General features: G+C 61.6%; 20 protein-coding genes. 10 read left to right on the top strand and 10 right to left on the bottom strand.

Annotation, left to right across the window (positions count from 1 at the left end; all coding sequences use genetic code 11):
- The first annotated feature begins 116 nt into the window (after nt 1-116).
- Genes FRT59_RS07010 through FRT59_RS07035 form a run of 6 tightly spaced genes read left to right on the top strand, consistent with a single transcriptional unit; the run spans nt 117 to nt 6156 of the window.
- Entirely contained in the window at nt 117-3038 is a 2922-nt protein-coding gene (locus tag FRT59_RS07010) for a monovalent cation/H+ antiporter subunit A (RefSeq protein WP_153870779.1), read from the top strand.
- Nucleotides 3038-3382: a Na+/H+ antiporter subunit C gene (locus tag FRT59_RS07015; protein ID WP_003192163.1), complete on the top strand. Its 345-nt coding sequence runs from the start codon at nt 3038-3040 to the stop codon at nt 3380-3382. Before FRT59_RS07010 ends, FRT59_RS07015 begins: the two co-directional genes overlap by 1 nt.
- Entirely contained in the window at nt 3379-5061 is a 1683-nt protein-coding gene (locus FRT59_RS07020) for a monovalent cation/H+ antiporter subunit D (protein ID WP_034120290.1), read from the top strand. Before FRT59_RS07015 ends, FRT59_RS07020 begins: the two co-directional genes overlap by 4 nt.
- A complete protein-coding gene (locus tag FRT59_RS07025; RefSeq protein WP_034120291.1) occupies nt 5058-5546 on the top strand; it encodes a Na+/H+ antiporter subunit E in 489 nt (162 codons plus the stop codon). The genes FRT59_RS07020 and FRT59_RS07025 overlap by 4 nt, the downstream gene beginning before the upstream one ends.
- Nucleotides 5543-5821: a K+/H+ antiporter subunit F gene (locus FRT59_RS07030; RefSeq protein ID WP_153870780.1), complete on the top strand. Its 279-nt coding sequence runs from the start codon at nt 5543-5545 to the stop codon at nt 5819-5821. Before FRT59_RS07025 ends, FRT59_RS07030 begins: the two co-directional genes overlap by 4 nt.
- Nucleotides 5818-6156, top strand: coding sequence for a Na+/H+ antiporter subunit G (locus tag FRT59_RS07035; protein ID WP_034120292.1), 339 nt, complete (start codon nt 5818-5820; stop codon nt 6154-6156). Before FRT59_RS07030 ends, FRT59_RS07035 begins: the two co-directional genes overlap by 4 nt.
- Before the next feature lie 126 nt (nt 6157-6282).
- On the opposite strand, the gene FRT59_RS07040 is transcribed toward FRT59_RS07035, so the two are convergent.
- The 3 genes from FRT59_RS07040 to FRT59_RS07050 form a co-directional block, all read right to left on the bottom strand.
- Complete coding sequence (locus FRT59_RS07040; RefSeq protein ID WP_153871121.1) at nt 6283-6741, bottom strand: HIT family protein; 459 nt, start codon at nt 6739-6741, stop codon at nt 6283-6285.
- Between the two features lie 176 nt (nt 6742-6917).
- The gene (gene cysS / locus FRT59_RS07045; protein WP_198809811.1) at nt 6918-8306 is read right to left on the bottom strand and encodes a cysteine--tRNA ligase; all 1389 of its coding nucleotides are present in this window, start codon (nt 8304-8306) and stop codon (nt 6918-6920) included.
- A 21-nt stretch (nt 8307-8327) separates the two neighbouring features.
- Nucleotides 8328-10028: a glutamine--tRNA ligase/YqeY domain fusion protein gene (locus FRT59_RS07050; RefSeq protein ID WP_153870781.1), complete on the bottom strand. Its 1701-nt coding sequence runs from the start codon at nt 10026-10028 to the stop codon at nt 8328-8330.
- A gap of 261 nt (nt 10029-10289) precedes the next feature.
- On the opposite strand from FRT59_RS07050, the gene FRT59_RS07055 reads away from it, so the two are divergent.
- Complete coding sequence (locus tag FRT59_RS07055) at nt 10290-10796, top strand: peptidylprolyl isomerase (RefSeq protein WP_065877469.1); 507 nt, start codon at nt 10290-10292, stop codon at nt 10794-10796.
- Entirely contained in the window at nt 10793-11542 is a 750-nt protein-coding gene (lpxH, locus tag FRT59_RS07060) for a UDP-2,3-diacylglucosamine diphosphatase (protein ID WP_198809810.1), read from the top strand. Before FRT59_RS07055 ends, lpxH begins: the two co-directional genes overlap by 4 nt.
- A 156-nt stretch (nt 11543-11698) precedes the next feature.
- Here lpxH and FRT59_RS07065 read toward each other — a convergent pair whose 3' ends face one another.
- From FRT59_RS07065 to FRT59_RS07095, 7 genes are all read right to left on the bottom strand, one after another.
- Nucleotides 11699-13228: a DHA2 family efflux MFS transporter permease subunit gene (locus FRT59_RS07065; RefSeq protein ID WP_153870783.1), complete on the bottom strand. Its 1530-nt coding sequence runs from the start codon at nt 13226-13228 to the stop codon at nt 11699-11701.
- Nucleotides 13228-14427, bottom strand: coding sequence for an HlyD/EmrA/EmrK family protein (locus tag FRT59_RS07070; protein ID WP_034120307.1), 1200 nt, complete (start codon nt 14425-14427; stop codon nt 13228-13230). Before FRT59_RS07070 ends, FRT59_RS07065 begins: the two co-directional genes overlap by 1 nt.
- Nucleotides 14428-14442: 15 nt before the next feature.
- Nucleotides 14443-15894: an efflux transporter outer membrane subunit gene (locus FRT59_RS07075; RefSeq protein ID WP_153870784.1), complete on the bottom strand. Its 1452-nt coding sequence runs from the start codon at nt 15892-15894 to the stop codon at nt 14443-14445.
- On the bottom strand, nt 15891-16364 hold the full coding sequence (locus FRT59_RS07080) for a MarR family winged helix-turn-helix transcriptional regulator (RefSeq protein WP_034120310.1): 474 nt from the start codon (nt 16362-16364) through the stop codon (nt 15891-15893). Before FRT59_RS07080 ends, FRT59_RS07075 begins: the two co-directional genes overlap by 4 nt.
- Nucleotides 16365-16601: 237 nt before the next feature.
- Nucleotides 16602-20288, bottom strand: a complete 3687-nt coding sequence (locus FRT59_RS07085; RefSeq protein WP_153870785.1) for a translocation/assembly module TamB domain-containing protein — start codon at nt 20286-20288, stop codon at nt 16602-16604.
- On the bottom strand, nt 20288-22015 hold the full coding sequence (locus tag FRT59_RS07090; protein ID WP_034120312.1) for an autotransporter assembly complex protein TamA: 1728 nt from the start codon (nt 22013-22015) through the stop codon (nt 20288-20290). The genes FRT59_RS07085 and FRT59_RS07090 overlap by 1 nt, the downstream gene beginning before the upstream one ends.
- A 64-nt stretch (nt 22016-22079) precedes the next feature.
- Nucleotides 22080-22730, bottom strand: a complete 651-nt coding sequence (locus FRT59_RS07095) for a GNAT family N-acetyltransferase (protein ID WP_034120313.1) — start codon at nt 22728-22730, stop codon at nt 22080-22082.
- A gap of 167 nt (nt 22731-22897) precedes the next feature.
- Between FRT59_RS07095 and xthA the strand changes: the two genes are divergently transcribed.
- On the top strand, nt 22898-23710 hold the full coding sequence (xthA, locus tag FRT59_RS07100; protein WP_034120314.1) for an exodeoxyribonuclease III: 813 nt from the start codon (nt 22898-22900) through the stop codon (nt 23708-23710).
- A gap of 199 nt (nt 23711-23909) precedes the next feature.
- On the top strand, nt 23910-25241 hold the full coding sequence (locus tag FRT59_RS07105) for a substrate-binding domain-containing protein (RefSeq protein ID WP_153870786.1): 1332 nt from the start codon (nt 23910-23912) through the stop codon (nt 25239-25241).
- Nucleotides 25242-25274: the final 33 nt, after the last annotated feature.

Genomic DNA, 25274 nt, shown 5'->3' on the forward strand with positions numbered 1-25274 from the left:
CTTGCCGCTTGTAACTGTTTTCTACTGCTCCTGTAGGATCCTGCCACATCTTGCCGTTTGGTGATCGTGAAAGCGGCACGTATGATGCATCCCAAACTTCCGCAGATTAGAAGCCTATGTCCCTGATAGTTCTACTGCTTCTGCCTTTTATCGGCAGCTGTCTGGCGGCCTTGCTGCCGCACAACGCACGTAACACCGAATCCCTGTTGGCCGGCCTTGTGGCCCTGGTCGGCACTATTCAAGTCGCCCTGCTCTACCCCCAGATCGCCCATGGTGGCGTGATCCGCGAAGAATTCATGTGGTTGCCCAGCCTCGGGCTGAACTTCGTGCTGCGCATGGATGGGTTTGCCTGGCTGTTCTCGATGCTGGTGCTGGGCATCGGCTCACTGGTGGCGTTGTATGCGCGTTATTACATGTCGCCGGACGATCCGGTGCCGCGTTTTTTCGCGTTCTTCCTCGCGTTCATGGGCGCCATGCTTGGCCTCGTGATCTCCGGCAACCTGATCCAGATCGTATTCTTCTGGGAACTGACCAGCCTGTTCTCGTTCCTGTTGATCGGCTATTGGCATCACCGCGCCGATGCGCGACGCGGTGCCTATATGGCGCTGATGGTCACCGGCGCCGGCGGCCTGTGCCTGCTGGCGGGCGTGATGTTGCTGGGGCATATCGTCGGCAGCTACGACCTGGACCTGGTGCTGGCGGCGGGCGATCAGATTCGCGCGCACTCCCTCTACCCGGTCATGCTGGCCCTGGTGCTGATCGGTGCCTTGAGCAAAAGCGCACAGTTTCCGTTCCACTTCTGGCTGCCCCACGCCATGGCGGCGCCGACTCCGGTCTCAGCCTACCTGCACTCGGCGACGATGGTGAAGGCCGGCGTGTTCCTGCTGGCCCGCCTGTGGCCGTCGCTGTCCGGCAGCGAAGAATGGTTCTGGATCGTCGGCGGTGCCGGCGCCCTCACTCTCCTCCTCGGCGCTTACTGCGCCATGTTTCAAAACGATCTCAAGGGCCTGCTGGCCTACTCCACCATCAGCCACCTCGGGCTGATCACCCTGCTGCTGGGCCTCAACAGCCCGTTGGCCGCCGTCGCTGCGGTGTTCCATATTCTCAACCACGCCACCTTCAAGGCTTCGCTGTTCATGGCGGCGGGCATCATCGACCACGAAAGCGGCACGCGGGATATCCGCAAGCTCAGTGGCCTGGTGCGCCTGATCCCGTTTACCGCAACCCTGGCGATGGTAGCCAGTGCGTCCATGGCCGGGGTGCCGTTGCTCAACGGTTTCCTGTCCAAAGAGATGTTCTTCGCTGAAACCGTGTTTATCTCGTCGACCCAATGGGTAGAAATCGCCCTGCCGGTGATCGCGACCATCGCCGGTACCTTCAGCGTCGCCTACGCCCTGCGCTTTACCGTGGATGTGTTCTTCGGCCCGCCTGCCACCGACTTGCCGCACACACCCCACGAGCCACCGCGCTGGATGCGCGCGCCGGTCGAGTTGCTGGTGTTTACCTGCCTGCTGGTGGGGATCTTCCCGGCCCAGGTGGTCGGCTCGATCCTCGCCGCCGCGGCGCTCCCGGTGGTCGGTGGTGTGCTGCCGCAGTACAGCCTGGCGATCTGGCATGGCTGGAACGCGCCGATGATCATGAGCCTGGTGGCCATGTCCGGCGGCGTGGTGCTGTACCTGTTGCTGCGCAAGCAGCTAAAGCGCGGGCGCTTCAAGTACCCGCCGCTGATCAGCTACTTCAACGGCAAGCGCGGCTTCGAGCGCTGCCTGGTGGTGATGATGCGCGGCGTGCGCCGAATCGAGAAACGCATCAGCACCAAGCGCCTGCAAACCCAGTTGTTCCTGCTGGTGCTGCTGGCGGTGGTCGGCGCCATGATCCCCATGATCAACAGTGGCCTCAGTTGGGGCGACCGGCCGAAGATCCCTGGCTCCATCGTGTTTGTCACCCTGTGGCTGCTGGCGATTGCCTGCGCCCTCGGCGCCGCCTGGCAAGCCAAGTATCACCGGCTCGCGGCCCTGACCATGGTCAGCGTGTGCGGCCTGATGACCTGCGTGACCTTCGTGTGGTTCTCGGCGCCGGACCTGGCCCTGACCCAATTGGTAGTGGAAGTGGTGACTACCGTGCTGATCCTGCTCGGCCTGCGCTGGCTGCCGCGGCGGATCGAAGAAGTTTGGCCACTGCCCAACACCCTGCGCAAGGCGCGGATTCGCCGGGTGCGCGACTTCCTGCTGTCCACCGTGGTGGGTGGCGGCATGGCGTTGTTGTCCTACGCGATGCTGACCCGCCAGACGCCCAACGATATCTCCTCGTTCTACCTGAGCCGCGCCCTGCCCGAAGGCGGCGGCAGCAATGTGGTGAACGTGATGCTCGTGGACTTCCGGGGCTTCGACACCCTGGGCGAGATCACCGTGCTCGGCGCCGTGGCATTGACCGTGTACGCCCTGCTGCGACGCTTCCGTCCGTCTAAAGAAAGCATGGAGTTGCCGCCACAACAGCGCCAGTTGGCACCCGACGTGGCCACCGACCTGGTCAACCCACGCCAGGCCAGCGATACCGCCCTGGGTTTCATGATGGTGCCGGCGGTGCTGGTGCGCCTGCTGCTGCCGATTGCGCTGGTGGTGTCGTTCTACCTGTTCATGCGCGGCCACAACCAACCGGGCGGCGGCTTCGTTGCCGGCTTGGTGATGTCGGTGGCGTTTATCCTGCAATACATGGTGGCTGGCACGCAGTGGGTCGAGGCGCAGATGAGCCTGCGGCCAATGCGCTGGATGGGCTTCGGCCTGCTTTCGGCGACCTTGACCGGGCTCGGCGCGCTGTTCGTCGGCTACCCGTTCCTGACCACCCATACCTGGCATTTCAGCGTGCCGCTGCTGGGTGACATCCATATTGCCAGTGCATTGTTCTTCGACGTCGGCGTGTACGCCACGGTCGTAGGTTCCACACTGCTGATATTGACCGCTCTCGGCCACCAATCCGTGCGAGCGCATAAACCGAGCAACCAGCCCAAAGTGGTTGCCGCAACTGAAGGAGCCGCCTGATGGAAGAAGTCATCGCAATCGCCATTGGGGTCCTGGCGGCCTCCGGCGTCTGGTTGATCCTGCGGCCACGGACGTTCCAGGTGGTGATGGGTTTGTGCCTGCTGTCCTACGGGGTCAACCTGTTCATTTTCAGCATGGGCAGCCTGTTTATTGGCAAGGAACCGATCATCAAGGACGGCGTGCCCCAAGACCTGCTCAACTACACCGACCCGTTGCCCCAGGCCCTGGTGCTGACGGCTATCGTGATCAGCTTCGCCATGACCGCTTTGTTCCTGGTGGTGCTGCTGGCGTCCCGGGGCCTGACCGGCACTGACCATGTGGACGGCCGGGAGCCCAAGGAATGACGTGGATGAATCAACTGATCGTCGCGCCGATCCTGCTGCCGCTGCTCACCGCCGGGTTGATGCTGATGCTGGGCGAGAAACGCCGCCCGCTGAAGGCCCGGATCAATCTGTGCTCCAGTGTGATCGGCCTGGGCATCGCTATCCTGCTGTTGTACTGGACGCAACAAGGCGGCCCCGGCTCGATTGGTGTGTACCTGCCGGGCAACTGGCAGGTGCCGTTTGGCATCGTCTTGGTGGTCGACCAACTGTCGGCGATGATGCTGGTGCTGACCGGCATTATCGGCGTGAGCGCGCTGCTGTTTGCCATGGCCCGTTGGGACCGTGCGGGCACCAGTTTCCACGCACTGTTCCAGATCCAGCTGATGGGTTTGTATGGCGCGTTCCTCACCGCCGACCTATTCAACCTGTTCGTGTTCTTCGAGGTGCTGCTGGCGGCGTCCTACGGCCTGATGCTGCACGGTTCCGGCCGCGCACGGGTGTCGTCGGGGCTGCATTACATTGCAATCAACCTGCTGGCGTCGTCGCTGTTCCTGATTGGCGCGGCGATGATCTACGGCGTTACCGGCACACTGAACTTCGCTGACCTGGCGTTGAAAATCCCGTTGGTGCCGGAGGCTGATCGTGGCCTGTTGCATGCCGGCGCGGCGATCCTCGCCACGGCGTTCCTGGCCAAGGCCGGGATGTGGCCGCTGAACTTCTGGCTGGCGCCCGCCTACTCTTCAGCCAGCGCGCCGGTGGCGGCGATGTTTGCGATCATGACCAAGGTCGGCGTATACACCGTGCTGCGCTTGTGGACCCTGTTGTTCTCCGGCCAGGCCGGCGCTTCGGCGCTGTTTGGCGGCGACTGGCTGGTGTACGGCGGCATGGCGACGATCATCTGCGCGGCGCTGGCGATGGTAGCGGCGCAACGCTTGGAGCGCATGGCCAGCCTGAGCATCCTGGTCTCGGCCGGGATCCTGCTGTCGGCAGTGGGGTTTGCCCAGCCGAGCCTGACCGCTGGGGCGTTGTTCTATCTGGTCAGCTCCACCCTGGCGTTGAGTGCGTTGTTCCTGCTGGCGGAGTTGATCGAGCGTTCGCGTTCAGCCAACGACCTGCCGCTGGATGAAGAGATCGATGCGCTGCCCAAGGCCATGGAATCGCTGCATCCGCGCCCTGGCGTGAACCTGGACGATGAGCAGAAAGCCGTGGTCGGCCAGGTAATCCCCTGGACCATGGCCTTTCTCGGCTTGAGCTTTATCGCCTGCGCGCTGCTGATTATCGGCATGCCACCCTTGTCCGGGTTCATCGGCAAGCTCAGCCTGTTGAGTGCGCTGATCAACCCACTGGGCCTGGGCAACGCCGTGGACGAATCGATCCGCCCTGCGGCCTGGGGCCTGGTGGCGTTGCTGATTCTGTCTGGCCTGGCCTCGCTGATCGCTTTCGCCCGCCTCGGCATCCAGCGCTTCTGGACCCCGGAAGAGCGCCCCTCGCCGTTGCTGCGTCGCTACGAATGTGTGCCAATCTTCTTCCTGCTCGGTCTCAGCATCCTGCTGACCTTCAAGGCCGAGCCGCTGATGCGCTACACCCAGGCCGCCGCCGAAAGCCTGAACAACCCGGAACACTACGTGATGGCGGTGCTGGCCACGCGTCCGGTGCCAAGCCCCGAAGCCAAGGCCGCCGCGCTGGGGGTGCAGCCATGAAGCGCCTGTTCCCTGCCCCGTGGCTATCAGTGGCGTTATGGGTCTTGTGGCTGGTGCTGAACCTGTCGATCAGCCCCGGCAACCTGCTGCTGGGCGCATTGCTGGGCGTTCTTGCACCCTTGTTGATGGCGCCACTGCGCCCGTTGCCGATCCGTATCCGCCGCCCTGGCGTAATAGTCCGCCTGTTTTTCCGGGTTGGCCGCGACGTGATCATCTCCAACCTGCAGGTGGCCTGGGGTGTACTCACCTGCGGCTCACGCCCACCGCGCTCGCGCTTTATCAAGATCCCCTTGGACCTGCGCGACGCCAATGGCCTGGCCGTGCTGGCGATGATCACCAGCGTGACGCCCGGCACCGTCTGGTCGGAGCTGGCGCTAGACCGCAGCATCCTGCTGTTGCACGTCTTCGACCTGGATGACGACGCGCTATTCATCCAGCACTTCAAACACGACTACGAACGGCCCCTGATGGAGATCTTCGAATGAGCGCCCTGCTCGCCAATGCGATCCTGTTCAGCCTGTTCCTGTTCTCCATGGCGATGGTGCTGACCCTGGTGCGCCTGTTCAAAGGCCCGTCGGCCCAGGACCGGGTACTGGCGCTGGACTACCTGTACATCCTGGCGATGCTGATGATGCTGACCCTGGGTATTCGCTATGCCAGTGACACTTATTTTGAAGCGGCGCTGTTGATTGCGTTGTTCGGCTTCGTCGGCTCGTTTGCCCTGGCCAAATTTCTGCTGCGTGGGGAGGTGATTGAATGATGCCGTTATGGGTTGAAATCATAGTGGCGGCGTTGTTGGTGCTCAGCAGCGTGTTTGCGCTGATTGGCGCGATCGGCATGCTGCGGATGAAGGACTTCTTCCAGCGCATGCATCCGCCGGCGCTGGCCTCGACGTTGGGCGCCTGGAGTGTGGCGTTGGCGTCGATCATCTACTTTTCGGTGCTCAAGTCCGGGCCGGTATTGCACGGCTGGCTGATCCCGATTTTGTTGGCGATCACTGTGCCGGTGACTACCTTGCTGCTGGCGCGTACCGCGTTGTTCCGCAAGCGCATGGCTGGTGATGACGTACCCGCCGAAGTCAGCAGCCGCCGCTAACTTATAGAGCGGGCACGGTTAAAAATGTGGGAGGGGGCTTGCTCCCGATAGCAGTAGGTCAGTCAGCTAATCTGTAACTGACCCACCGCCATCGGGAGCAAGCCCCCTCCCACATTTGTGACTCTACTAGGCGAAAGACCGGATTCGCTCTGCCAGCCCAGCCAGTTCGGCATCATCCGCCCGCACATGGTCGTGGGAAGAGATATAGCCCTCATAAGCCGCAAAAAACTTATCCACCTTCGAACTCATCGGCTTGAATGTACTGTCCTGCCCAGTCCCATGCATCGGAAACAGCTTCGCATGCAGGTGATCCACGCCATAGCCTTCCAGGAACATCCCCGTACGCGCCACATCGGGAAACGCGCGGTCGATCTGTTGCGCGGTCTTCTTAGCGGCGATAGCGAGCCCTGCCAACACTTCATCCGACTGCGCAAACGCGTAACTGCCGTAATGCTGCCTGGGGATCACCACGCTGAAACCCGGGGTGTTGGGAAAGATCGACAAGAACGCCATGTGGTGTTCGTCCTCCCACAGGATATGGGCCGGGGAGGTTTTTCGGACAATGCTGCAGAAAATACAATCCATTTGAATTACCGCCAGTTTCATCTTGGGTTTGGTCGTAGCAACATCTAAAGCCAGGATGGAGCGAGCGTCAAATGCGGTGGGCATTTTGGGAAATGTCCTAAGGAGTGCGCCGTTAAAACGGTATGCAAAAAAACGCCCCGAACCAGTCGGGGCGTTTTTCATTCAGCGTTTACCGATCAAGCCTGATCAGCCAACCGCCAAGTAGTCCCACCCTTGCCGTCTTCCAACACCACACCCATCGCGGTCAGTTGGTCACGGATACGGTCGGATTCCGCCCAGTCCCTGTTCGCACGAGCAGCCAAACGCGCCTGAATCAACCCATCCACTTCAGCCGCATCCACACGCCCTTCGGCGCCGGCTTGCAGGAAGTCATCAGCTTCCATCTGCAACACGCCCAGGACACTCGCCAGCTCTTTCAAGCGAGCAGCCAGACCTGCCGCTGCGTCGAGATCGCTCTCACGCAGGCGGTTGATCTCACGCACCATCTCAAACAACACCGCGCAGGCTTCCGGTGTACCAAAGTCGTCGTTCATCACTTCGGTAAACCGCGCCACGAACGCTTCGCCGCCAGCAGGCGCCACGGCGGGCAAGCCTTTCAACGCGTGGTAGAACCGCTCCAGAGCACCCTTGGCGTCCTTGAGGTTGTCTTCCGAGTAGTTGATGGCGCTGCGGTAGTGGCTGGACACCAGCAGGTAACGCACCACTTCCGGATGGTACTTTTCCAGCACGTCGCGGATGGTGAAGAAGTTGTTCAAAGACTTGGACATCTTCTCGCCATTGATGCGGATCATGCCGCAGTGCATCCAGGCGTTGGCGTAGGTCTTGCCGGTGGCGGCTTCGCTTTGCGCGATTTCGTTTTCGTGGTGCGGGAACTCCAGGTCGCTGCCGCCGCCATGAATGTCGAAAGTCTCGCCCAGGCAGCAGGTGGACATCACCGAGCATTCGATGTGCCAACCCGGACGCCCGGCGCCCCATGGCGATTCCCAGCTTGGCTCGCCGGGCTTGGTGCCTTTCCATAGCACGAAGTCGAGCGGGTCTTGCTTGGCCTCGTCGACTTCGATGCGGGCGCCGATGCGCAGGTCTTCGATTTTCTTGCGCGACAGCTTGCCGTAGCCCATGAACTTGGCGACGCGGTAGTACACGTCACCATTGCCTGGGGCGTAGGCGTAACCCTTGTCGATCAGGGTCTGGATCATCGCGTGCATGCCGGGGATGTGGTCCGTGGCACGCGGTTCCATGTCCGGCTTGAGGATGTTGAGGCGCGCCTCGTCCTCGTGCATGGCAGCGATCATGCGCTCGGTCAGCGCGTCGAACGACTCGCCGTTTTCATTGGCGCGGTTGATGATCTTGTCGTCGATGTCGGTGATGTTGCGCACGTACGTCAAGTCATAGCCACTGAAACGCAGCCAGCGGGTCACCAGGTCGAAGGCAACCATGCTGCGGCCGTGGCCGATGTGGCAGTAGTCGTACACGGTCATGCCGCACACGTACATGCGCACCTTGTTGCCATCCAGCGGCTTGAAGACTTCTTTGGTCTTGCTGAGCGTGTTGTAGATCGTTAGCACGATGAATCCCTTAAGACTTGATCACTGGCCCCACGAATCTCGCAAGGTCACGGTACGGTTGAATACCGGAGCACCGGGTTTCGAGTCCTTGATATCCGCGCAGAAGTAACCTTCGCGCTCGAACTGGAAACGGTCTTCCGGCTGTGCGTCGCCAAGCGATGGCTCGGCACGACAACCCGTGAGTACTTGCAGGGAATCAGGATTGATGTTGTCCAAGAAGCTCGCGCTGTCTTCGGCCTTCTCAGGGTTCGGCGAACGGAACAGGCGATCGTACAGACGCACTTCACACTCGATGCTGGCGGCAGCCGGAACCCAGTGGACCACGCCCTTGACCTTGCGGCCTTCAGGGTTCTTGCCCAGGGTATCCGGATCGTACGAGCAACGCAGTTCGACGATGTTGCCATCGGCGTCCTTGATCGCTTCGTCAGCGCGGATCACGTAGCTGCCGCGCAGGCGCACTTCGCCGTTCGGCTCCAGGCGCTTGTAGCCCTTGGGCGGCTCTTCCATGAAGTCGTCACGGTCGATGTAGATTTCGCGGGCAAACGGCAATTTGCGCACGCCCAGCTCTTCTTTCTGCGGATGACGCGGCAGTTCGAGGTTCTCGACCTGGCCTTCCGGGTAGTTGGTGATCACGACTTTCAACGGACGCAGCACGCACATGGCGCGCGGGGCGTTCGCGTCGAGGTCCTGGCGGATGCTGAACTCGAGCATGCCGTAGTCGACCACGCCGTCGGAACGGTTGGTGCCGACCATCTCGCAGAAATTACGGATCGATGCCGGAGTGTAGCCACGGCGGCGGAAGCCCGACAGCGTCGACATGCGTGGGTCGTCCCAGCCATGCACGTGCTTTTCATCCACCAGTTGCTTGAGTTTGCGCTTGCTGGTGATGGTGTAGTTCAGGTTCAGGCGGCTGAACTCGTACTGACGCGGGTGCGCCGGTACCGGCAGGCTGTCCAGGAACCACTCGTACAGCGGGCGATGGCTTTCGAACTCCAGGGTGCAGATGGAGTGGGTGATGCCTTCGATGGCGTCCGACTGGCCGTGGGTAAAGTCGTAGTTGGGGTAGATGCACCACTTGTCACCGGTCTGGTGATGGTGGGCATGGCGGATGCGGTACATGATCGGGTCGCGCAGGTTCATGTTCGGCGAGGCCATGTCGATCTTGGCGCGCAGTACGCGGGCGCCGTCCGGGAACTCACCGGCGCGCATGCGGGCGAACCAGTCGAGGTTCTCTTCCACCGAACGGTCGCGGAACGGGCTGTTCTTGCCGGGTTCGGTCAGGGTGCCACGGTATTCCTTGGCCTGCTCCGGGGTCAGGTCGTCGACGTAGGCCTTGCCGGCCTTGATCAGCTCGACGGCCCAGTCGAACAACTGGTCGAAATACTTGGAGGCATAGCGCACTTCACCGGACCATTCGAAGCCCAGCCACTTGATGTCGCTTTCGATGGCGTCGATGTATTCCTGGTCTTCCTTGGCCGGGTTGGTGTCGTCGAAACGCAGGTGCGTGACGCCACCGAACTCCTGGGCCAGGCCGAAGTTCACACAGATCGACTTGGCGTGACCGATGTGCAGGTAGCCGTTGGGCTCTGGCGGGAAGCGGGTAACGATCTGCGTATGCTTGCCCGAATCCAGGTCCGCCTGGATGATCGGGCGCAGGAAATTGACCGGGACGGCAGGTCCGGCCTTGGAATTCGAGGTAGGGTCGACAGTGGGCTTGCTCATAGGATCCTTGAACAGACAGGTTCGTGGCCAGGTGGGGCCAGATAAAACAAAGGGCTTATCATAGCCGATGCTGTCAACCACCTGACAGAGCACGGTCAAAAACTGCTGCTTTAATTGCTGCTTTAATGACAGGCGCGGTAAAAAACCACCTCGAAATTCCTGCAAGGCACGCTAAACTGCGCACCTTGGCCGCTGATAGGCCAAACCGGTCGAGGCGCCCAGGCGTCCACACCCACGAATTCCCTGAAAAGAGTAGTGAACATGACTCAAGTCAAACTGACCACCAACCACGGTGACATCGTCATCGAGCTGAACGCCGAGAAAGCGCCGATCACCGTCGCCAACTTTATCGAGTACGTGAAAGCCGGCCACTACGAAAACACCGTTTTCCACCGTGTCATCGGCAACTTCATGATCCAGGGCGGCGGTTTCGAGCCTGGCATGAAAGAAAAGAAAGACAAGCGCCCAAGCATCCAGAACGAAGCGGACAACGGCCTTTCCAACGACAAGTACACCGTCGCCATGGCCCGTACCATGGAGCCGCATTCGGCCTCCGCGCAGTTCTTCATCAACGTCGCCGACAACGCCTTCCTGAACCACAGCGGCAAGAACGTGCAAGGCTGGGGCTACGCGGTATTCGGTAAAGTCACCGCCGGCACTGACGTTGTCGACAAGATCAAAGGCGTGTCCACTACGTCCAAGGCCGGTCACCAGGACGTTCCAGCAGAAGACGTGATCGTCGAGAAAGCCGAGATCATCGAAGCGTGATATTGCTGATTTCAGATTTGCATCTGGAAGAGGAGCGCCCGGATATTACCCGGGCGTTTCTGGATTTACTCCACGGTCGCGCCCGTGGTGCCCAGGCGTTGTACATTCTGGGGGACTTCTTTGAAGCCTGGATTGGCGACGATGGGATGACGCCCTTCCAGCGTTCCATCTGTGAAGCGCTGCGTGAACTGAGCGACAGCGGCACCCCGATTTTCATCATGCATGGCAACCGCGATTTCCTGATCGGCAAGGCGTTCTGCAAAGCAGCAGGCGCAACCTTGCTCAAGGATCCGAGTGTCGTGCAGTTCTATGGCGAGCCAGTGCTATTGATGCACGGCGACAGCCTCTGCACCCGCGACCTTGGCTATATGAAGCTGCGGCGTATCCTGCGTAACCCGATTGTGTTGTTTATCCTGCGCCACCTGCCGTTGAGCACGCGCCATAAACTGGCGCGCAAGTTGCGCAGTGAAAGTTCTGCCCAAGTGCGCATGAAAGCCAACGACATTGTCGATGTAACCCCCGAAGAAGTCCCGCGGGTGATGCAGCAGTTCGGCGTGCACACCCTGGTGCACGGCCATACGCACCGCCCGGCCATCCATAAGTTGCAGATTGGTGACCAAGCGGCCAGGCGCATTGTACTGGGGGATTGGGACAAACAAGGCTGGGCGTTGCAGGTGGATGAGCAAGGGTTTCAATTGGCGGCGTTTGACTTCGTCAATCCGCAATTGGCACTGCCTGGCGCATGATCCTCAAACACCACTAATCCTATGTGAACAGAGATCAAAATGTGGGAGGGGGCTTGCCCCCGATGGCTGTGGATCAGTCAGCATATTTTTTGGCTGACCCACCGCTATCGGGGGCAAGCCCCCTCCCACATTGAATTGCATTCCAACCTTTGCCGGTCAGTGGCCGGACGCTTCCGGCCCTGCCTTGGCGCCAAATGGCGGCTTGGCCAGCCACACCAGCAACATCAAGCCCATGAACATCCACCCCAGCAACGTGAAGTAATCCACGGTGGACATCATGTACGCCTGGCTGGTGAGCACTTGGTCCAATTGCGCATACGCCTTGTGCCCCGCTCCACCGAGCGCCTGCAAGGCGTCACGGGTGGCCGAGTCATAGGGCGTCATGCTCTCGCTCATATAGGCATGGTGCTGGTCGGCCCGGCGGATCCAGATCCAGGTGGTCAGCGAAGCCGCGAAGCTGCCGCCCAATGTGCGCAGGAAGGTCGCAAGCCCGGCGCCGTCGGCAATCTGGTGCGGCGGCAGGTCGGACATCAGGATGCTCAGGGTCGGCATGAAGAACAGCGCCACGCCAATGCCCATGAACAGCTGCACCAGGGCGATGTGGGTGAAGTCCACTTCGTTGGTGAAACCGGCGCGCATAAAGCAGCTCAAGCCAATCGCCAGGAACGCCAGGCCCGCCAGCAGGCGCAAGTCGAACTTGTGCGCGTACTTGCCCACGAACGGCGACATCAGCACCGGCAGGATACCGATCGGTGCCACCGCCAGCCCGGCCCAGGTGGCGGTATAGCCCATCTGGGTCTGCAGCCATTGCGGCAGGATCAGGTTGATGCCGAAGAAGCCCGCATAACCGAGGACCAACACGATAGTGCCGATCCGGAAGTTACGGTGAGCGAACAACCGCAGGTTCACCACCGGGTGCTTGTCGGTCATTTCCCAGATGATGAACACCGCCAGCGCCACCACCGAGATCGCCGCACCGATGATGATGAAGTTGGATTCGAACCAGTCCAGGTCATTGCCCTTGTCGAGGATGATCTGCAAGGCGCCGACACCGACGATCAGGCTCAGCAGCCCGACGTAGTCCATCGGCTGGTAGCTGGTGACCACCGGGCGTTTCTTCAACTGCGAACGCACCACCATCACCGCAAAGATACCGATGGGTACGTTGATGAAGAAGATCCACGGCCAACTGTAGCTGTCAGTGATCCAGCCGCCGAGGATCGGCCCCGCAATGGGCGCCACCACGGTGACCATCGCCAGTAACGCCAGTGCCATGCCGCGCCTGGCGGGTGGGTAGACCGCGATCAATAGCGTCTGCGTCATCGGGTACAACGGCCCGGCGACCAAGCCTTGCAGCACCCGAAAGCCGATCAGCTCGGGCATTGAGGTGGAAATCCCACAGAGGAACGACGCCAGCACAAACAGGATGGTCGCCCACAAAAACAGCTTCACCTCGCCAAAGCGCCGGCTCAACCAACCGGTAAGCGGCAAGGCGATGGCGTTGCTCACCGCAAACGAGGTAATCACCCAGGTGCCCTGCTCGGAACTCACACCGAGGTTGCCAGAGATAGTCGGCAACGCCACGTTGGCGATGGTGGTATCGAGCACCTGCATAAAGGTCGCCAGCGACAGGCCAATAGTGGCCATCAGCAGGCTGGGTGGCGTGAACGAGGCGTTATTGCTCATCAGCGTTGCGCAGCCTTGGGAGCGGCGACGCTGTTGTCATGGATCAACTGGTTGATCATGGCATCGGCCTCGGCCAATTGGCGATCATACACATTGGTGCTGAACGACGCTTTCTGCGGCGCCTGTTGCGCCAGCACCGGGCCGCTCTGGTCGTGCAGGTTCACGTTGACCACCGTACTCAGGCCCACGCGCAGCGGGTGCTTGGCCAACTCTTCGGCGTTGATATGAATGCGCACCGGCACCCGTTGCACAATCTTGATCCAGTTACCGGTGGCGTTCTGGGCCGGCAGCAAGGCGAACGCGCTGCCGGTACCGGCGCCGAGGCTGTCGACGGTGCCGCTGTACTTCACGTCGCTGCCGTAGATGTCGGACTCGATATCCACCGGCTGGCCGATGCGCATATCACGCAGCTGGGTTTCCTTGAAGTTGGCGTCGATCCACAGCTGGTCCAGCGGAATCACCGCCATCAACGCGGTGCCAGGCTGTACGCGCTGGCCCAATTGCACGGTGCGCTTGGCCACGTAACCTGTGACCGGCGCGATCAAGGTACTGCGCGCGTTGGCCAGGTAGGCCTGGCGCAACTGCGCGGCGGCAGCTTGCACGTCGGGGTGGGACGAAATCACCGTGTCATCCACCAAGGCATTGCTGGTTTTCAGTTGCTGCTCGAGGTTGGTCAAGGCGTTCTTGGCGGCGGTCAGGCTGTCGCGGGCGTGGGACAGTTCTTCCTGGGAAATCGCGCCGCCCTGGGCCAGGGTCTTACGACGGTTGTAGTTGTCCTGGGCGGTTTGCACATCGGCTTTCTGCGCATTGACCTGGGCTTTCATGCCATCGACGTTGCTGTACAAGCCGCGCACCTGGCGCACGGTGCGGGCCAGGTTGGCCTGGGCACTCTGCAGGCCGACGGCAGCGTCGTTGGGGTCGAAGTTGATCAGCACCTGGCCTTCGTGGACCAGGTCGCCATCGTCGGCGCCGATGCTGACCACGGTGCCGGTGACCAGCGGGGTGATTTCCACCACGTTGCCGTTCACATAGGCGTCGTCGGTACTTTCATTGAAGCGGCCGTAGAACTCATACCAGCCCCACACGCCGACCACACCGAGAATAACGATCAGCGCCAGGCCGATCAGCATCACTTTGCGTTTGCGTGGGTTGTTGTCTTTGGGTTGTTCAGTTGCAGTGGTGTTTTCGGCAGTGGTCATGACAAATACCTCAAATTATTCCGTGCGTGTAGCGGGGGTGGTCGCGGTCACGCTGTTGGCGTTGTACCCGCCACCCAGGGCCTGCATCAGTTGAATCGACAGATCGATCTGCGCGGCATTCAGGGTTGCCAACTGACGCTGGGCCTGCAGCAATTGCTGCTCGATGCTGAGCACATCCAGGTAGTTGCCGATGCCTGAGCTGTAGCGCTGCACCCCGGTGTCATAGGACTGCTGGGCAATGTCCGCGGCATGTTGCTGGGCCTGGATCTGCCGCCCGGTGTCGCGCAGCTGCGAAAGGGTGGTGCCGATATCGCCCAAGGCTTGCACCAGGGTTTTGTTGTACTGGGCTACCGCCAGGTCGTAGTCGGCGTCGCGGGCATCGAGGTCGGCGCGCAGGCGACCGCCGTCGAAGATCGGCAGCGAAAGGGTCGGCGCAATATTGAAGAAGCGGCTGGCCGAACCGAACATCGCGTCCCCCAGCAACGACTCCGCCCCGGCGCTCGCGCTCAGATTGAGGTTGGGGTAGAAGCGGGTTTTGCTGGCGTCGATGTTCTTGCTCGCCGCCTCTACCCGCCAGCGTGCGGCGACCAGGTCGGGGCGTCGGCCGAGCAGCTCGGCAGGCAGTACCGAAGGCACCGCGACGGCGCTGGGCTTGAGCACTGCCGGGCGCGCCAGCTCGCTGCCACGGTCCGGGCCTTTGCCGAGCAACACCGCCAGGGCGATCTTGGCGCTTTGCAGTTGTTTTTCCGCATCGATCAACTGCGACTGGGAGCTGGCTTCCAGGCTCTCGGTCTGCTGGTACTGGTACTCGCTGTCGATGCCGGAACTCAAGCGGCGCTTGCTCAGGTCGAGCATCTGCCGCGTGCGCTTGAGGTCGTCGGTGGCCAGGTCACGCACGATATGCGCTTGGCCCAGGTCGCTGTAGGCCTTGGCCACGTTGGCGGCCAGGGTCAGGCGCGCGGCCTGTTGATCGACTTCGGCGGCGCGGGCCTCGCCCAGGGTGGCCTCCCAGGCGGCGCGCTGGCCGCCCCACAAGTCGAAGTTGTAGTTGAAGCTGGCGCCGACATTGCGCACCGTCGAGTACGCATCGCCCTGCCCCCGCGGGTCCTGGTCTTTGGCCAGGCGCGAACGACTGACGCCGGCGCTGGCATCCAGGGTCGGCATGCGTGCGGCGTTGGCGGCATAGGCGGCGGCTTCGGCCTGATGGGCACGGGCATCGGCGACTTGCATATCGGGGCTGTGTTGCAGGGCCTCAGCGATCAGGCCGTCGAGCTGTGGGTCGCCGAGGCTTTTCCACCAGTCGGCGGCCGGCCACGCGGCGCTGGACAGGGTCACGCCGCTCAGGGATTTACCGGTGTGCAGGGTGTTGGCGTCGAGGCGTTGGCCCTGGGTGTCGAGGCCGCTGTAGTTGGCACAACCGGCCAGCGTCATCGCCGCCAGCACCAGGCTGAATGCGCGTGTGTTCATTGTTTACCTACCCGCTGGATAGTGATGGGGTCACCCGCAGCGATCAAAATCTTCTTCAGAATCCGTTCCAGGCTTTCCAGCTCGCCCGGTTCGAGGGCGCCAGCCAGTTGATTGAGGGCCTGGGCGCCGATATGCGGCAACATGTCCGCCAGGCGCTGGCCTTCGGCGGTCAGTACCAACTGCACCTGACGGCGGTCCAGCTCGGACCGCTTGCGGCTTAGCAGGTCTTTTTGCTCCAGCCGGTCGAGCATGCGCGTCATCGAGCCGCTGTCCAGAGACAGGTTGCGGCACAGCTCGGCCGGGGTGTCGACGCCGAACTGGGCCATGATGATCAACACCTTGAACTGCGCGGCGGTGATGCCGTGGGGTTCCATATGCGTGTCGATGATCCGGTCCTTGAGAATCGCGGCGCGGCCCAGCAACAAGCCAAGATGGCAGTTGTGGAAGTTGTCAGGGGTGAAGTGAGGCATCGAAAGTCACCTTATTACTGCCTAGGCAGCGAATATGTGACGAGATGTTACTGCTTAGGCAGCGAATGTCAAATGGAATAATTAGCTTGCTTGGTAGTTGGCTGATTTAGTGGCTTGCAATGCAGTTAAATGTGGGAGGGGGCTTGCTCCCGATGGCGGTATGTCAGTCAGCTAATTTGTAGCTGACCCACCGCCATCGGGAGCAAGCCCCCTCCCACATTTATTACCCTGTACTGGTCAGAAATCGCGCTTGTAGAAGATATCCAGGGAGCTGGCCACGCCCGTGGCCACTTCCAGGTACACCTTCTTGCTCAGCAAGTAGCGCAGCGCAATGGTGTTGGCCGGCTCGAACACCCCTACCCCGTAACGCAGGCTGAGTTTCTCGTTGATCTTGCCGCTCGCCACTACGGCGGTGCTGTTACCGGTGCCTTGGGTGTCGAGGTCGAAATCCTGGATGCCCAGCTTGTTGGCAATATCCGAGGTCAAACCGGCACTGCCCATCAAGCCCAGGCCCAGGGCGGCTTCTGCAAGCATGTTGTTGTCTTCGCCGGTGTTGGTGCGCGAGCGGCCCAGCACCAGGTAGGACAGCGCATCTTCCTGGGCCATGGCCGGCTCGGAGAAGATCTGCGTGGTCGGCTGTTCGGCACTGCCGCTCAGGCGAATACCCGCGGTGACCGTGCGGCTGGATTCGGTGACGATGCGTACCGCTTCGATATCCAGGAACGGTTGGTCCAGCGGCCCGGCGAACAGCAGGCGCGCACGGCGCACGTTGAGGCGCTGGCCGTAGGCGCGGTAGCGGCCGTCGTTGAGCCACAGTTCGCCGCGGGTGTCCATGTTGTCGCCGATATGCACATGGCCCTGGACCTTGGCAGTGAGGCCGAAGCCGGCGAAGTTAAGCTGGTCTTCGCCCACCTCCACGTCGATATCCATGGCCATGGCCATTGGCGGTTTGCCCTCTTCGGTCTGGCTGCCAATGATCACCGTGTCATCGGAGACCTTGACCGTCGACGGTGGCAATTCGCGCACGGTGATATCGCCACGGGGGATGTGGACCTTGCCGGCAATCGCCAGCTTGTCGTCCTTGAGGCTGATTTTCAGGTCGGGCGCCACTTCCAGCTTGGCATAGGGTTCCACCGTGACCGGCAGTTGCGAGCCCTTGAGGCTGAGGTCGACCACCAAGGCGCGGCCCCAGTCGATCTGGCCCTTGAGGCTGCCCTGCCCGGCCTTGCCGCTGTGCCAGCCACCATTGAGCTGCACGCTTTCGCCGGCGATCTGCGCCTGCAGGTTCAGGCCCTCAAGGCTGATGGGCAATTCCGGCCCGGAGACTTCACCGTCCACCAGGCTCAGGTTGCCGTTGACCAGGGGTGCGAGCAGACCGCCGGAGATGCGGCCATTGCCGTTGAGCTTGCCGTTGAGTTTTTCCACCATTGGCACAAAGGGCCGCGCCACGGCGAGGTCCAGGCCGGTAAGGCTGAAATTGCCGGTGATCGGCTTGTTGTTCGGCAACGGGTTGATTTGCGCCTGCAACACCAACTCGCCGAGCTTGCCGCCACGGAAATTCAGCTGGGTGTCGATGCGCTTGGGGTTGAGGGTGGTTTCCAGCTTCAGCGTGTCGTAAGGGAAATCCAGCCACTGGCCCTTGTCCCGTACGCGCAAGGTGCCGCCACTGGCGTCCACCGCCACCACGCCTTTGGGCCCGCTCTCCGGCAAGTCCAGTTGGACGTCGGCGTTGAGTTTGCCCTGCCAGGCGAAGTCCTTGGGCAAAAAGGCCGCCAGGCTATCGATGGGGAATTGCTTGAGGTGGTAACGCAGCTTCGGTTCGGGCATCAGGCGCTGGTCTTCGCCACACAGGCTGGCCGGCCCGGAGACCCAGCAGTGCGCGCCGAAGGTGAGCTTGCCATCGGCCAGCCGCTCGATTTTCGCCGGAGCTTGCAGACGCCAGTCCTGGCCACCGGCTTGCACATCGCCGCTGGCCAGGCGCCCGCGCCAGTTGCCTTTGTCGAGGTTGCCATCCAAGGCCAGGGCCAGCTTGACCAACGGGCCGGCCAGGTCCAACTGGACTTTCTGGCTCTTGATATCGCCCTGGGCGCTGGCGGTGAGGTTACCCACCTGGGTTTCGCCGGCCTGGATGCCGCTGGCCTTCAGGTCGAGCTTGGCGCGCTGGGCGCTATCGAGGCTGGCGTCCAGGTTGAGGGTTTGCAGGCGGTTGTCGGCAAATGCCAGTTGCTGGCCCTTGAGATCGAGCTTGCCTTGGGGCGCTTTCAGGGTGCCTGCCACATCGACACGGCCATTGATTTGCCCACGCAGTTGCGGCCATAGCTGGGCCAGGCGCGTCAGCTTGATGTCGATCTGCCCGGCCAGGCGTTGTTGCAGGCTGCCGCTGCCGTTGATGCGGTTGTCGCCCAGGCGGATATCCAGGTTGGCCAGGGTCCATTGCTCCCCGGCGCCTTCGGCCTTGGCCGCCAGCACCGCGGTCTGCCCACGCAGGCGGCCCTTGAGGTCTAAATCGGCGTTGAGCTTGAGCTGTTCATTCTTGAACTCGCCTTTACTGCGCAGCGGCCCGGCCAGGGTGCCGGGCAACTCCGCGACCCAGTACGCAGGGTTCAGCGCCGACAGATCCAGCGCGGTATCCCAGGCAATGCCGTCGGCAAATTGCACGTTCAGGTGACCTTCGGCCTTGCCCTGGCCGGCGGTCAGTTTCAGTTCGGGCAAAAAGATTTGCTTGAGGTCGCCGCTGAAGGGCGTGACCACATTGAATTTACCCGCTGGGCCGTCGAGGTCGGCCTTGAGATTGCCGAGGTAATTGCCGTCCTTATAAGAGACTTCACCGTTGAAGGTGCGCAATGCCACTTGGGGTTCATCGATCACGGGATAGAGGCGATGCCAGGGGAAGTCCAACCAGTCGATCTTGGCGTCAGCGCGCAAGCCTTGCTGCCAGTCCAGGTTGGCACTGAGCTTGAGGCTTTGCTTGTCACCGGCATTCAAGTCCAGGCCGGCGATCTGCGCGCCCTTGGCGTCGACCTTGCCTTGCAAGAGCAAATCCACCGGGCCTTTTTCCGCCGGCAGCACGGCCTTGCCCAGCAACTGGTAGCCGCTTTTCAGGTCGCCCTTGGCGCTCAGGTCCAGCTGGTTGAGTTGCAGGGTGTCAGGCAGGTCGGCGCTGGGCTTGAAAGCCTCGGAGGTGATGTGCAACTGCGCAGGCAGGTTTTCCACCAGGGGTTGCAACTCGCCGCTGAGCTTGGCCGGCAGGTAGCCGCTGCTGTCGGCGTCGAGTTTGAGGGTCTTGAGCAGGTCGCCGTCGATCTTGAGCGCGATAGTCCAGGGTGCACCGCCTGGGGCGTAGGGCAAGCTCAGGTTGCCGCTGGCATTGAGCGGCCAATCACCGGTGGGTTGCAGCAAGCCGGCAAGGTCCAGCACGAGGTCGTCGCGTTGCAGGTGTACCGAGTCGATCTGCATACCGGCAGCGGTCCAGTGCGCCGCCAATTGCAGGCCCTTGAGTTCTTCACTGCCGTTGAACAACAGGCTACCGATGCGAACGTCGCCCAACTGGAGGGCAAGCGGCAGTTTCAGTTCGGGCAGTTGAATCGGCCCGCTGCTGCTCTCTTCGGCACTGGGTGGAAATTCCAGGCTGACCTGCTCCACATCCAGCTGGTTGATACACAGGGTCATGCGCAGCAGGCAGCCGGGCGACCAATCAAACTTCGGCGCATTCAGCTCGACGCGGCTGTCGTCCTGCTGCCACAGCAGATGCTCGGCGCTCCACTGCCCGCCCAGGCGGCCCTGGAAATTCTCTACGCTCAAACCCGGCACCTGGCCCAAGGCCCAACGACTGCCGGCCTGGGTGCCGAGTACCGACCACAGCGCCAACAACAGCAAAGCGAGGATGCCGACCAGCGCCAGCCCCGCTATTTTCAAACCACGCATCACAGCTCAGGCCCCATGGAAAAGTGCAATCGAACGCCGCCCGGATCTTCGAGGGCATGCGCGAGGTCGAGACGAATTGGCCCCACTGGCGAGACCCAGCGTACGCCAACGCCCACACCGGTTTTCAGGCTGGGAAAATCCAGGTTGTTGAAGGAGTTGCCCTGGTCGACAAAGGTCGCGATGCGCCATTTGTCGGTGATGGAGTATTGATACTCGGCGCTCAAGGCCACCATGTAGCGGCCACCGATGCGATCGCCGCGATCGTTCTCTGGCGACAGGGTCTGGTACTCATAGCCGCGCACGCTCTGGTCGCCGCCGGCAAAGAAGCGCAGTGACGGTGGCACGGATTTATAGCCGTTGGTGGCACTGCCGCCAAATTGCGCGCGGCCCAGGAAACGGTGGTTGTCCCACAAGGTGGTCAGGCCCTTGATCGTGGCGGTGCCGTAAAGCAGGTTGGTGTCGGACCCCAGGCCCTCCTTGGCGACCTTGGTATCGAACATCAGCCGGTAGCCATGGTGCGGGTCGATGCGGTTGTCACTGCGCAGGTAGGAATAACTGACCCCCGGCATCACCAGGTTACTCAGGCCCGAGTCATTGCCCAGGCGGTACTCTTCCCGCTGGTACTTGAGGGAAATCACCCGCGTCCAGCCGCTGGGCAACTTGCTGTGCCATTCGGGGCCAATGGTGAGCAGCTTGCTCAAGGTATCGGTGTTGGCGATCTCTTCATTCTGATAGCCGCCGGCAAAGCGCAATTTGTCGGTGAGCGGTGGGTCAAGCGGGATGTCGTACCACAGCCCGACGTTCTGCCGTGGCGCCGACAGTTCGGCTTCCCAGCCATAACTGTGGCCCTGGGGGTTGACCCAATGGCGCGTCCAGTTGGCTTTGCCCCGTGGGCCGACGTCGGTGGAGTAACCCAGGCCCAGGCCCATGGTGCGCGGCTTGCGGGTTTCCAGCTGCACGGCGACCGGGATCACGTCATTGGTCGCAGCGGTGGGGCTGGCGTCCACGCGCACGCCTTCAAAGAAGCCGCTGGCTTGCAGGTTTTGATTGAGTTCGGCGACCAGTTCGGAGTCGTACGGCGTGCCGCTGTTGAACGGCACCATGCGTTGCAACAGCTCTTCATCAAACGGTGTGTCACCGCTGAAGCTGACTTTGCCCATGCTGTAGCGCGGGCCGCTGTCGTAGATGAGTTCGATATCGGCCACACCCGCTTTGGGGTCCACCGCCAGTTTCTGGCTGGTAAACCGCCCGCTGAAAAAGCCGTAGCGCGACGCCTGGTTCTGGATCAGGCGCTTGGCGTCTTCGTAATGGCCGTGGTTGAGCACGGCGCCGGACTTGAGGTCGTCGCTGGCGGGCACGCGAAAGGCCTTGAGGCTCGCGGCCTGGCCATCGACCCGAATGGTCACGTTGCGCAAATGCACCGGTTCGCCGGGGTCGATGGTCAGGGTCAGGCGCGGGTTCTTGCCGCCCTTAACATCGCTGGCGATCTGTGGCTGATAGTAGCCCAAGGCCTGGGCGGCTTTGCGCGCCTGCTCCTCGGCGCCGCGGCTGAACCGCAGCAAGGCCTCTTCATCACGATCGCCCACCCCGCCGATATAGCCTTCGATGTTGGCTTTCAGCGCGTCGTTTGAGGGTTTGATCCGCACGTCCAGTTCGCTTTGCGCAAATGCGCCGCAGCTCGTGAACAGCAGAATCAAGCCGCTGGTATATCTTCCTGGAAACTTCATAGGCGCGGATGCTACACGAGCTAGGGAGGCTCTTTGAACCTGGAATTGTCTGAATAATTCTGTCCTAAGCCGTTACAGCATGTAACGCCTGCGGATTAGGATGGAAAAACACATGCTCCAGCACCGGGCCTACAGCGACTTCGCCGATCTCCTCATAACCTTGGCGCTTGTAGAAATCCAGGTAGCGGGAATTGCCCGTATCCAGCACCACGCCGGAGGAATGCGGGTCGTCGGCACACCAATTGTGTACCGCTTCCAGCAGTTGCTCACCATAGTGCTTGCCCTGGAACTGCGGGTGAATGCCCAGCAAAGGCAATACATGCACCGACTCGCTGGGCAGGCAGGCCAGGACGGCCTGATGGTATTCCAGGTAACGCCGTGTACCGCGCACACCGGTGCTCAGCCACATGCGGATCTGCCAGGCCCAGCTCTCGGTGATACCCAGACGCCGCTGCGGCGGTGCGATGAGGGCGATGCCGATCAGTCGGTCGTTGACGAACAGGCCGATGGCGGGAAGCTTCTGGAAGAAATGCTGCTTGACCAGTTCGCGCACGGTGGCGCGTACCCGCTGTTCATAGCCTGAGCGTTCGGCTTCGAAGATGTAGGCGAAGGTCGGCTCATGGCGATACGCCTGGTAAAGCAGGGATCGCGCTTCGCGGGAGTAGCCGCTATTGAGCAGGCGGATTTCGGCAATGGCCGTCGAAGTGTCTGGCATAACAGTCAATCTCCTGGGCGCCACTCAAACATGGCGTTCTTATGGGTACGAACCTGTGCAGCTCCAGTCGTTCCCAGACATTAGCAGTGCATCTGCCCTACCGCCACGCTGGCCCCCGCCGGACTTGTCGGCTAGCATCGCGCTTTTGCCAGACTGGACTGTCGACCATGAAAATCGTCTCCTTCAATATCAACGGGCTGCGCGCCCGCCCTCACCAGCTGGCGGCGCTGATTGAAAAACATCAACCGGATGTGATCGGCCTGCAGGAAACCAAGGTCCACGATGACCAGTTCCCGTTGGCCGAGGTGCAGGCCCTGGGTTATCACGTGTACTACCACGGGCAGAAAGGCCACTACGGTGTGGCCCTGCTCTCGCGCAAAGAGGCGCTGAGCGTAAACAAAGGTTTTGCCAGCGATGAAGAGGACGCCCAGCGTCGTTTTATCTGGGGCACCTTCGCCGATGAAAACGGCCACCCGGTGACCATCATGAATGGCTACTTCCCCCAAGGCGAAAGCCGCGATCACCCCACCAAGTTCCCGGCCAAGCAACGCTTTTATGAAGACTTGCAGCAACTGCTGGAAAGCCAGTTCAGCAGTGACCAGGCGCTGGTGGTGATGGGCGATGTGAACATTTCTCCGGAAGATTGCGACATCGGCATCGGCGCCGACAACGCCAAGCGTTGGTTGAAAACCGGCAAGTGCAGCTTTCTGCCGGAAGAGCGCGAGTGGATGGCACGCCTGAAGAACTGGGGCCTGGTCGACAGCTTCCGCCACCTCAACCCGGACGTGGCCGACCGCTTCAGTTGGTTCGATTACCGCAGCCGTGGGTTTGAAGATGAGCCCAAGCGTGGGCTGCGTATTGACGTGATCATGGCATCCACTGGCCTGGTGCCGCGGGTCAAGGACGCCGGGGTGGATTACGATTTGCGTGGGTTGGAGAAACCCTCGGATCATGCGCCGATCTGGCTGGAATTGAGCTGAGTTGCCTGGTTGTACTCGGGCAAATGTGGGAGGGGGCTTGCCCCCGATAGCAGTGTGTCAGTCAGCTCATCTGTAGCTGATACACCGCAATCGGGAGCAAGCCCCCTCCCACATTTTGCCCTGCAGTGTGCCTGTAACATTCATGCCATCTGCCTGACTTAATCTCGCGGCACTCCCTTTGGCTTGAGAAGGTGCCAGCATGAAGCTGCGCGTTCTGTTCCTGTGCTTTGCGATCTCCCTGCCCGCCGTGGCCACTCCCCTGCCCATTCCCGACCAAGGCCCTGCGCTACGCATCCAGGGCTCCAACACCATCGGCGCGGCGCTCGGCCCCGCGTTGGTCAAGGGGTTAATGGAGCATCAAGGCTTGCAGGGCGTACACAGCGAGCCAGGTGCCGGGGCGAACGAGCAGCGCGTGGTCGGCAAGACGCGCCAAGGCAAGACGGTGACCGTCGAGGTCGCTGCCCATGGTTCCAGCACCGGCTTTGCCGCGCTGAAAAACGCTCGCGCCGACCTCGCCGCATCGTCCCGCCCGATCAAGGACAGTGAGCTGGTGGACCTCGAACCCCTGGGCGATCTGAAAAGCCCTGACGCCGAACAGGTAATCGCCATCGATGGTCTGGCGATCATCCTCAACCCTCGCAACCCGCTCAATACCCTGAACACCGAGCAGTTGGCGCAAATATTCAATGGCGAGGTCAGCACCTGGGAAGCACTGGGTGGCATTGGCGGTGCCATTCATCTATATGCCCGGGATGATCAGTCCGGCACCTACGACACGTTCAAGGAGCTGGTGTTGAGCCGACGGGGCAAACCGCTTGCCGGGACCGCCCAGCGTTTCGAGTCCAGTGAGGCGTTGTCCGATGCGGTCAGCCATGACCCGCAAGGCATCGGTTTTATCGGCCTGCCCTATGTGCGCCAGGCCAAGGCGGTGGCGATTGTCGACGGCGACTCACAACCGATGCTGCCCTTGACCAGCTTGATTGCCACCGAGGATTACCCGCTGTCACGGCGGCTGTTCTTTTACGTGCCGCCCTCTTCCCGCAACCCGTGGGCCAAGGCGCTGGTGGACTTCAGCCAAGGCAGCAAGGGCCAGGCGATTGTGGCCGCCAATGGCTTTATCGCCCAGCAGGTACAAGCGATAGGCGTGACGCCACGCCCGTCAATGCCCGACGACTACCAGGCCATCACCCGTGACGCCCAGCGCCTGACGGTGAATTTCCGTTTCGAGGAAGGCAGCGCCAGCCTGGACAACAAGGCGCGCCAGGATCTGCAGCGAGTGGTGGCTTATATAAGAAGCCACGGCAAGCTGGATAAACGGGTGACGCTGGTGGGGTTTGGCGATGCCAAGAATGATCCGCAGCGTGCGGCGTTGTTGTCGAAGTTACGGGCGATGGCGGTGCGCCGGGAACTGGTCAAGAGCGGCGTGGTGCTAAGGGATATTCGCGGGTTTGGCGCGCAGATGCCGGTGGCGGCGAATACGGCGGATGAGGGGCGGATCAAGAATCGGCGGGTGGAGGTGTGGGTGTACTGAGGGTTGCTGGATCTTCAGTGCCTGATCCGGCCT

Source organism: Pseudomonas haemolytica, from assembly GCF_009659625.1.
In the GTDB taxonomy this organism is placed as follows: domain Bacteria; phylum Pseudomonadota; class Gammaproteobacteria; order Pseudomonadales; family Pseudomonadaceae; genus Aquipseudomonas; species Aquipseudomonas haemolytica.

What these genes read in the sequence shown, in the direction of transcription:
- FRT59_RS07010 (WP_153870779.1), top strand. Translation starts at nt 117, where the DNA reads ATGTCCCTGATAGTTCTACTGCTTCTGCCTTTTATCGGCAGCTGTCTG.
- FRT59_RS07015 (WP_003192163.1), top strand. Translation starts at nt 3,038, where the DNA reads ATGGAAGAAGTCATCGCAATCGCCATTGGGGTCCTGGCGGCCTCCGGC.
- FRT59_RS07020 (WP_034120290.1), top strand. Translation starts at nt 3,379, where the DNA reads ATGACGTGGATGAATCAACTGATCGTCGCGCCGATCCTGCTGCCGCTG.
- FRT59_RS07025 (WP_034120291.1), top strand. Translation starts at nt 5,058, where the DNA reads ATGAAGCGCCTGTTCCCTGCCCCGTGGCTATCAGTGGCGTTATGGGTC.
- FRT59_RS07030 (WP_153870780.1), top strand. Translation starts at nt 5,543, where the DNA reads ATGAGCGCCCTGCTCGCCAATGCGATCCTGTTCAGCCTGTTCCTGTTC.
- FRT59_RS07035 (WP_034120292.1), top strand. Translation starts at nt 5,818, where the DNA reads ATGATGCCGTTATGGGTTGAAATCATAGTGGCGGCGTTGTTGGTGCTC.
- FRT59_RS07040 (WP_153871121.1), bottom strand. Translation starts at nt 6,741, where the DNA reads ATGGATTGTATTTTCTGCAGCATTGTCCGAAAAACCTCCCCGGCCCAT.
- FRT59_RS07050 (WP_153870781.1), bottom strand. Translation starts at nt 10,028, where the DNA reads ATGAGCAAGCCCACTGTCGACCCTACCTCGAATTCCAAGGCCGGACCT.
- FRT59_RS07055 (WP_065877469.1), top strand. Translation starts at nt 10,290, where the DNA reads ATGACTCAAGTCAAACTGACCACCAACCACGGTGACATCGTCATCGAG.
- FRT59_RS07065 (WP_153870783.1), bottom strand. Translation starts at nt 13,228, where the DNA reads ATGAGCAATAACGCCTCGTTCACGCCACCCAGCCTGCTGATGGCCACT.
- FRT59_RS07070 (WP_034120307.1), bottom strand. Translation starts at nt 14,427, where the DNA reads ATGACCACTGCCGAAAACACCACTGCAACTGAACAACCCAAAGACAAC.
- FRT59_RS07075 (WP_153870784.1), bottom strand. Translation starts at nt 15,894, where the DNA reads ATGAACACACGCGCATTCAGCCTGGTGCTGGCGGCGATGACGCTGGCC.
- FRT59_RS07080 (WP_034120310.1), bottom strand. Translation starts at nt 16,364, where the DNA reads ATGCCTCACTTCACCCCTGACAACTTCCACAACTGCCATCTTGGCTTG.
- FRT59_RS07085 (WP_153870785.1), bottom strand. Translation starts at nt 20,288, where the DNA reads ATGCGTGGTTTGAAAATAGCGGGGCTGGCGCTGGTCGGCATCCTCGCT.
- FRT59_RS07090 (WP_034120312.1), bottom strand. Translation starts at nt 22,015, where the DNA reads ATGAAGTTTCCAGGAAGATATACCAGCGGCTTGATTCTGCTGTTCACG.
- FRT59_RS07095 (WP_034120313.1), bottom strand. Translation starts at nt 22,730, where the DNA reads ATGCCAGACACTTCGACGGCCATTGCCGAAATCCGCCTGCTCAATAGC.
- xthA (WP_034120314.1), top strand. Translation starts at nt 22,898, where the DNA reads ATGAAAATCGTCTCCTTCAATATCAACGGGCTGCGCGCCCGCCCTCAC.
- FRT59_RS07105 (WP_153870786.1), top strand. Translation starts at nt 23,910, where the DNA reads ATGAAGCTGCGCGTTCTGTTCCTGTGCTTTGCGATCTCCCTGCCCGCC.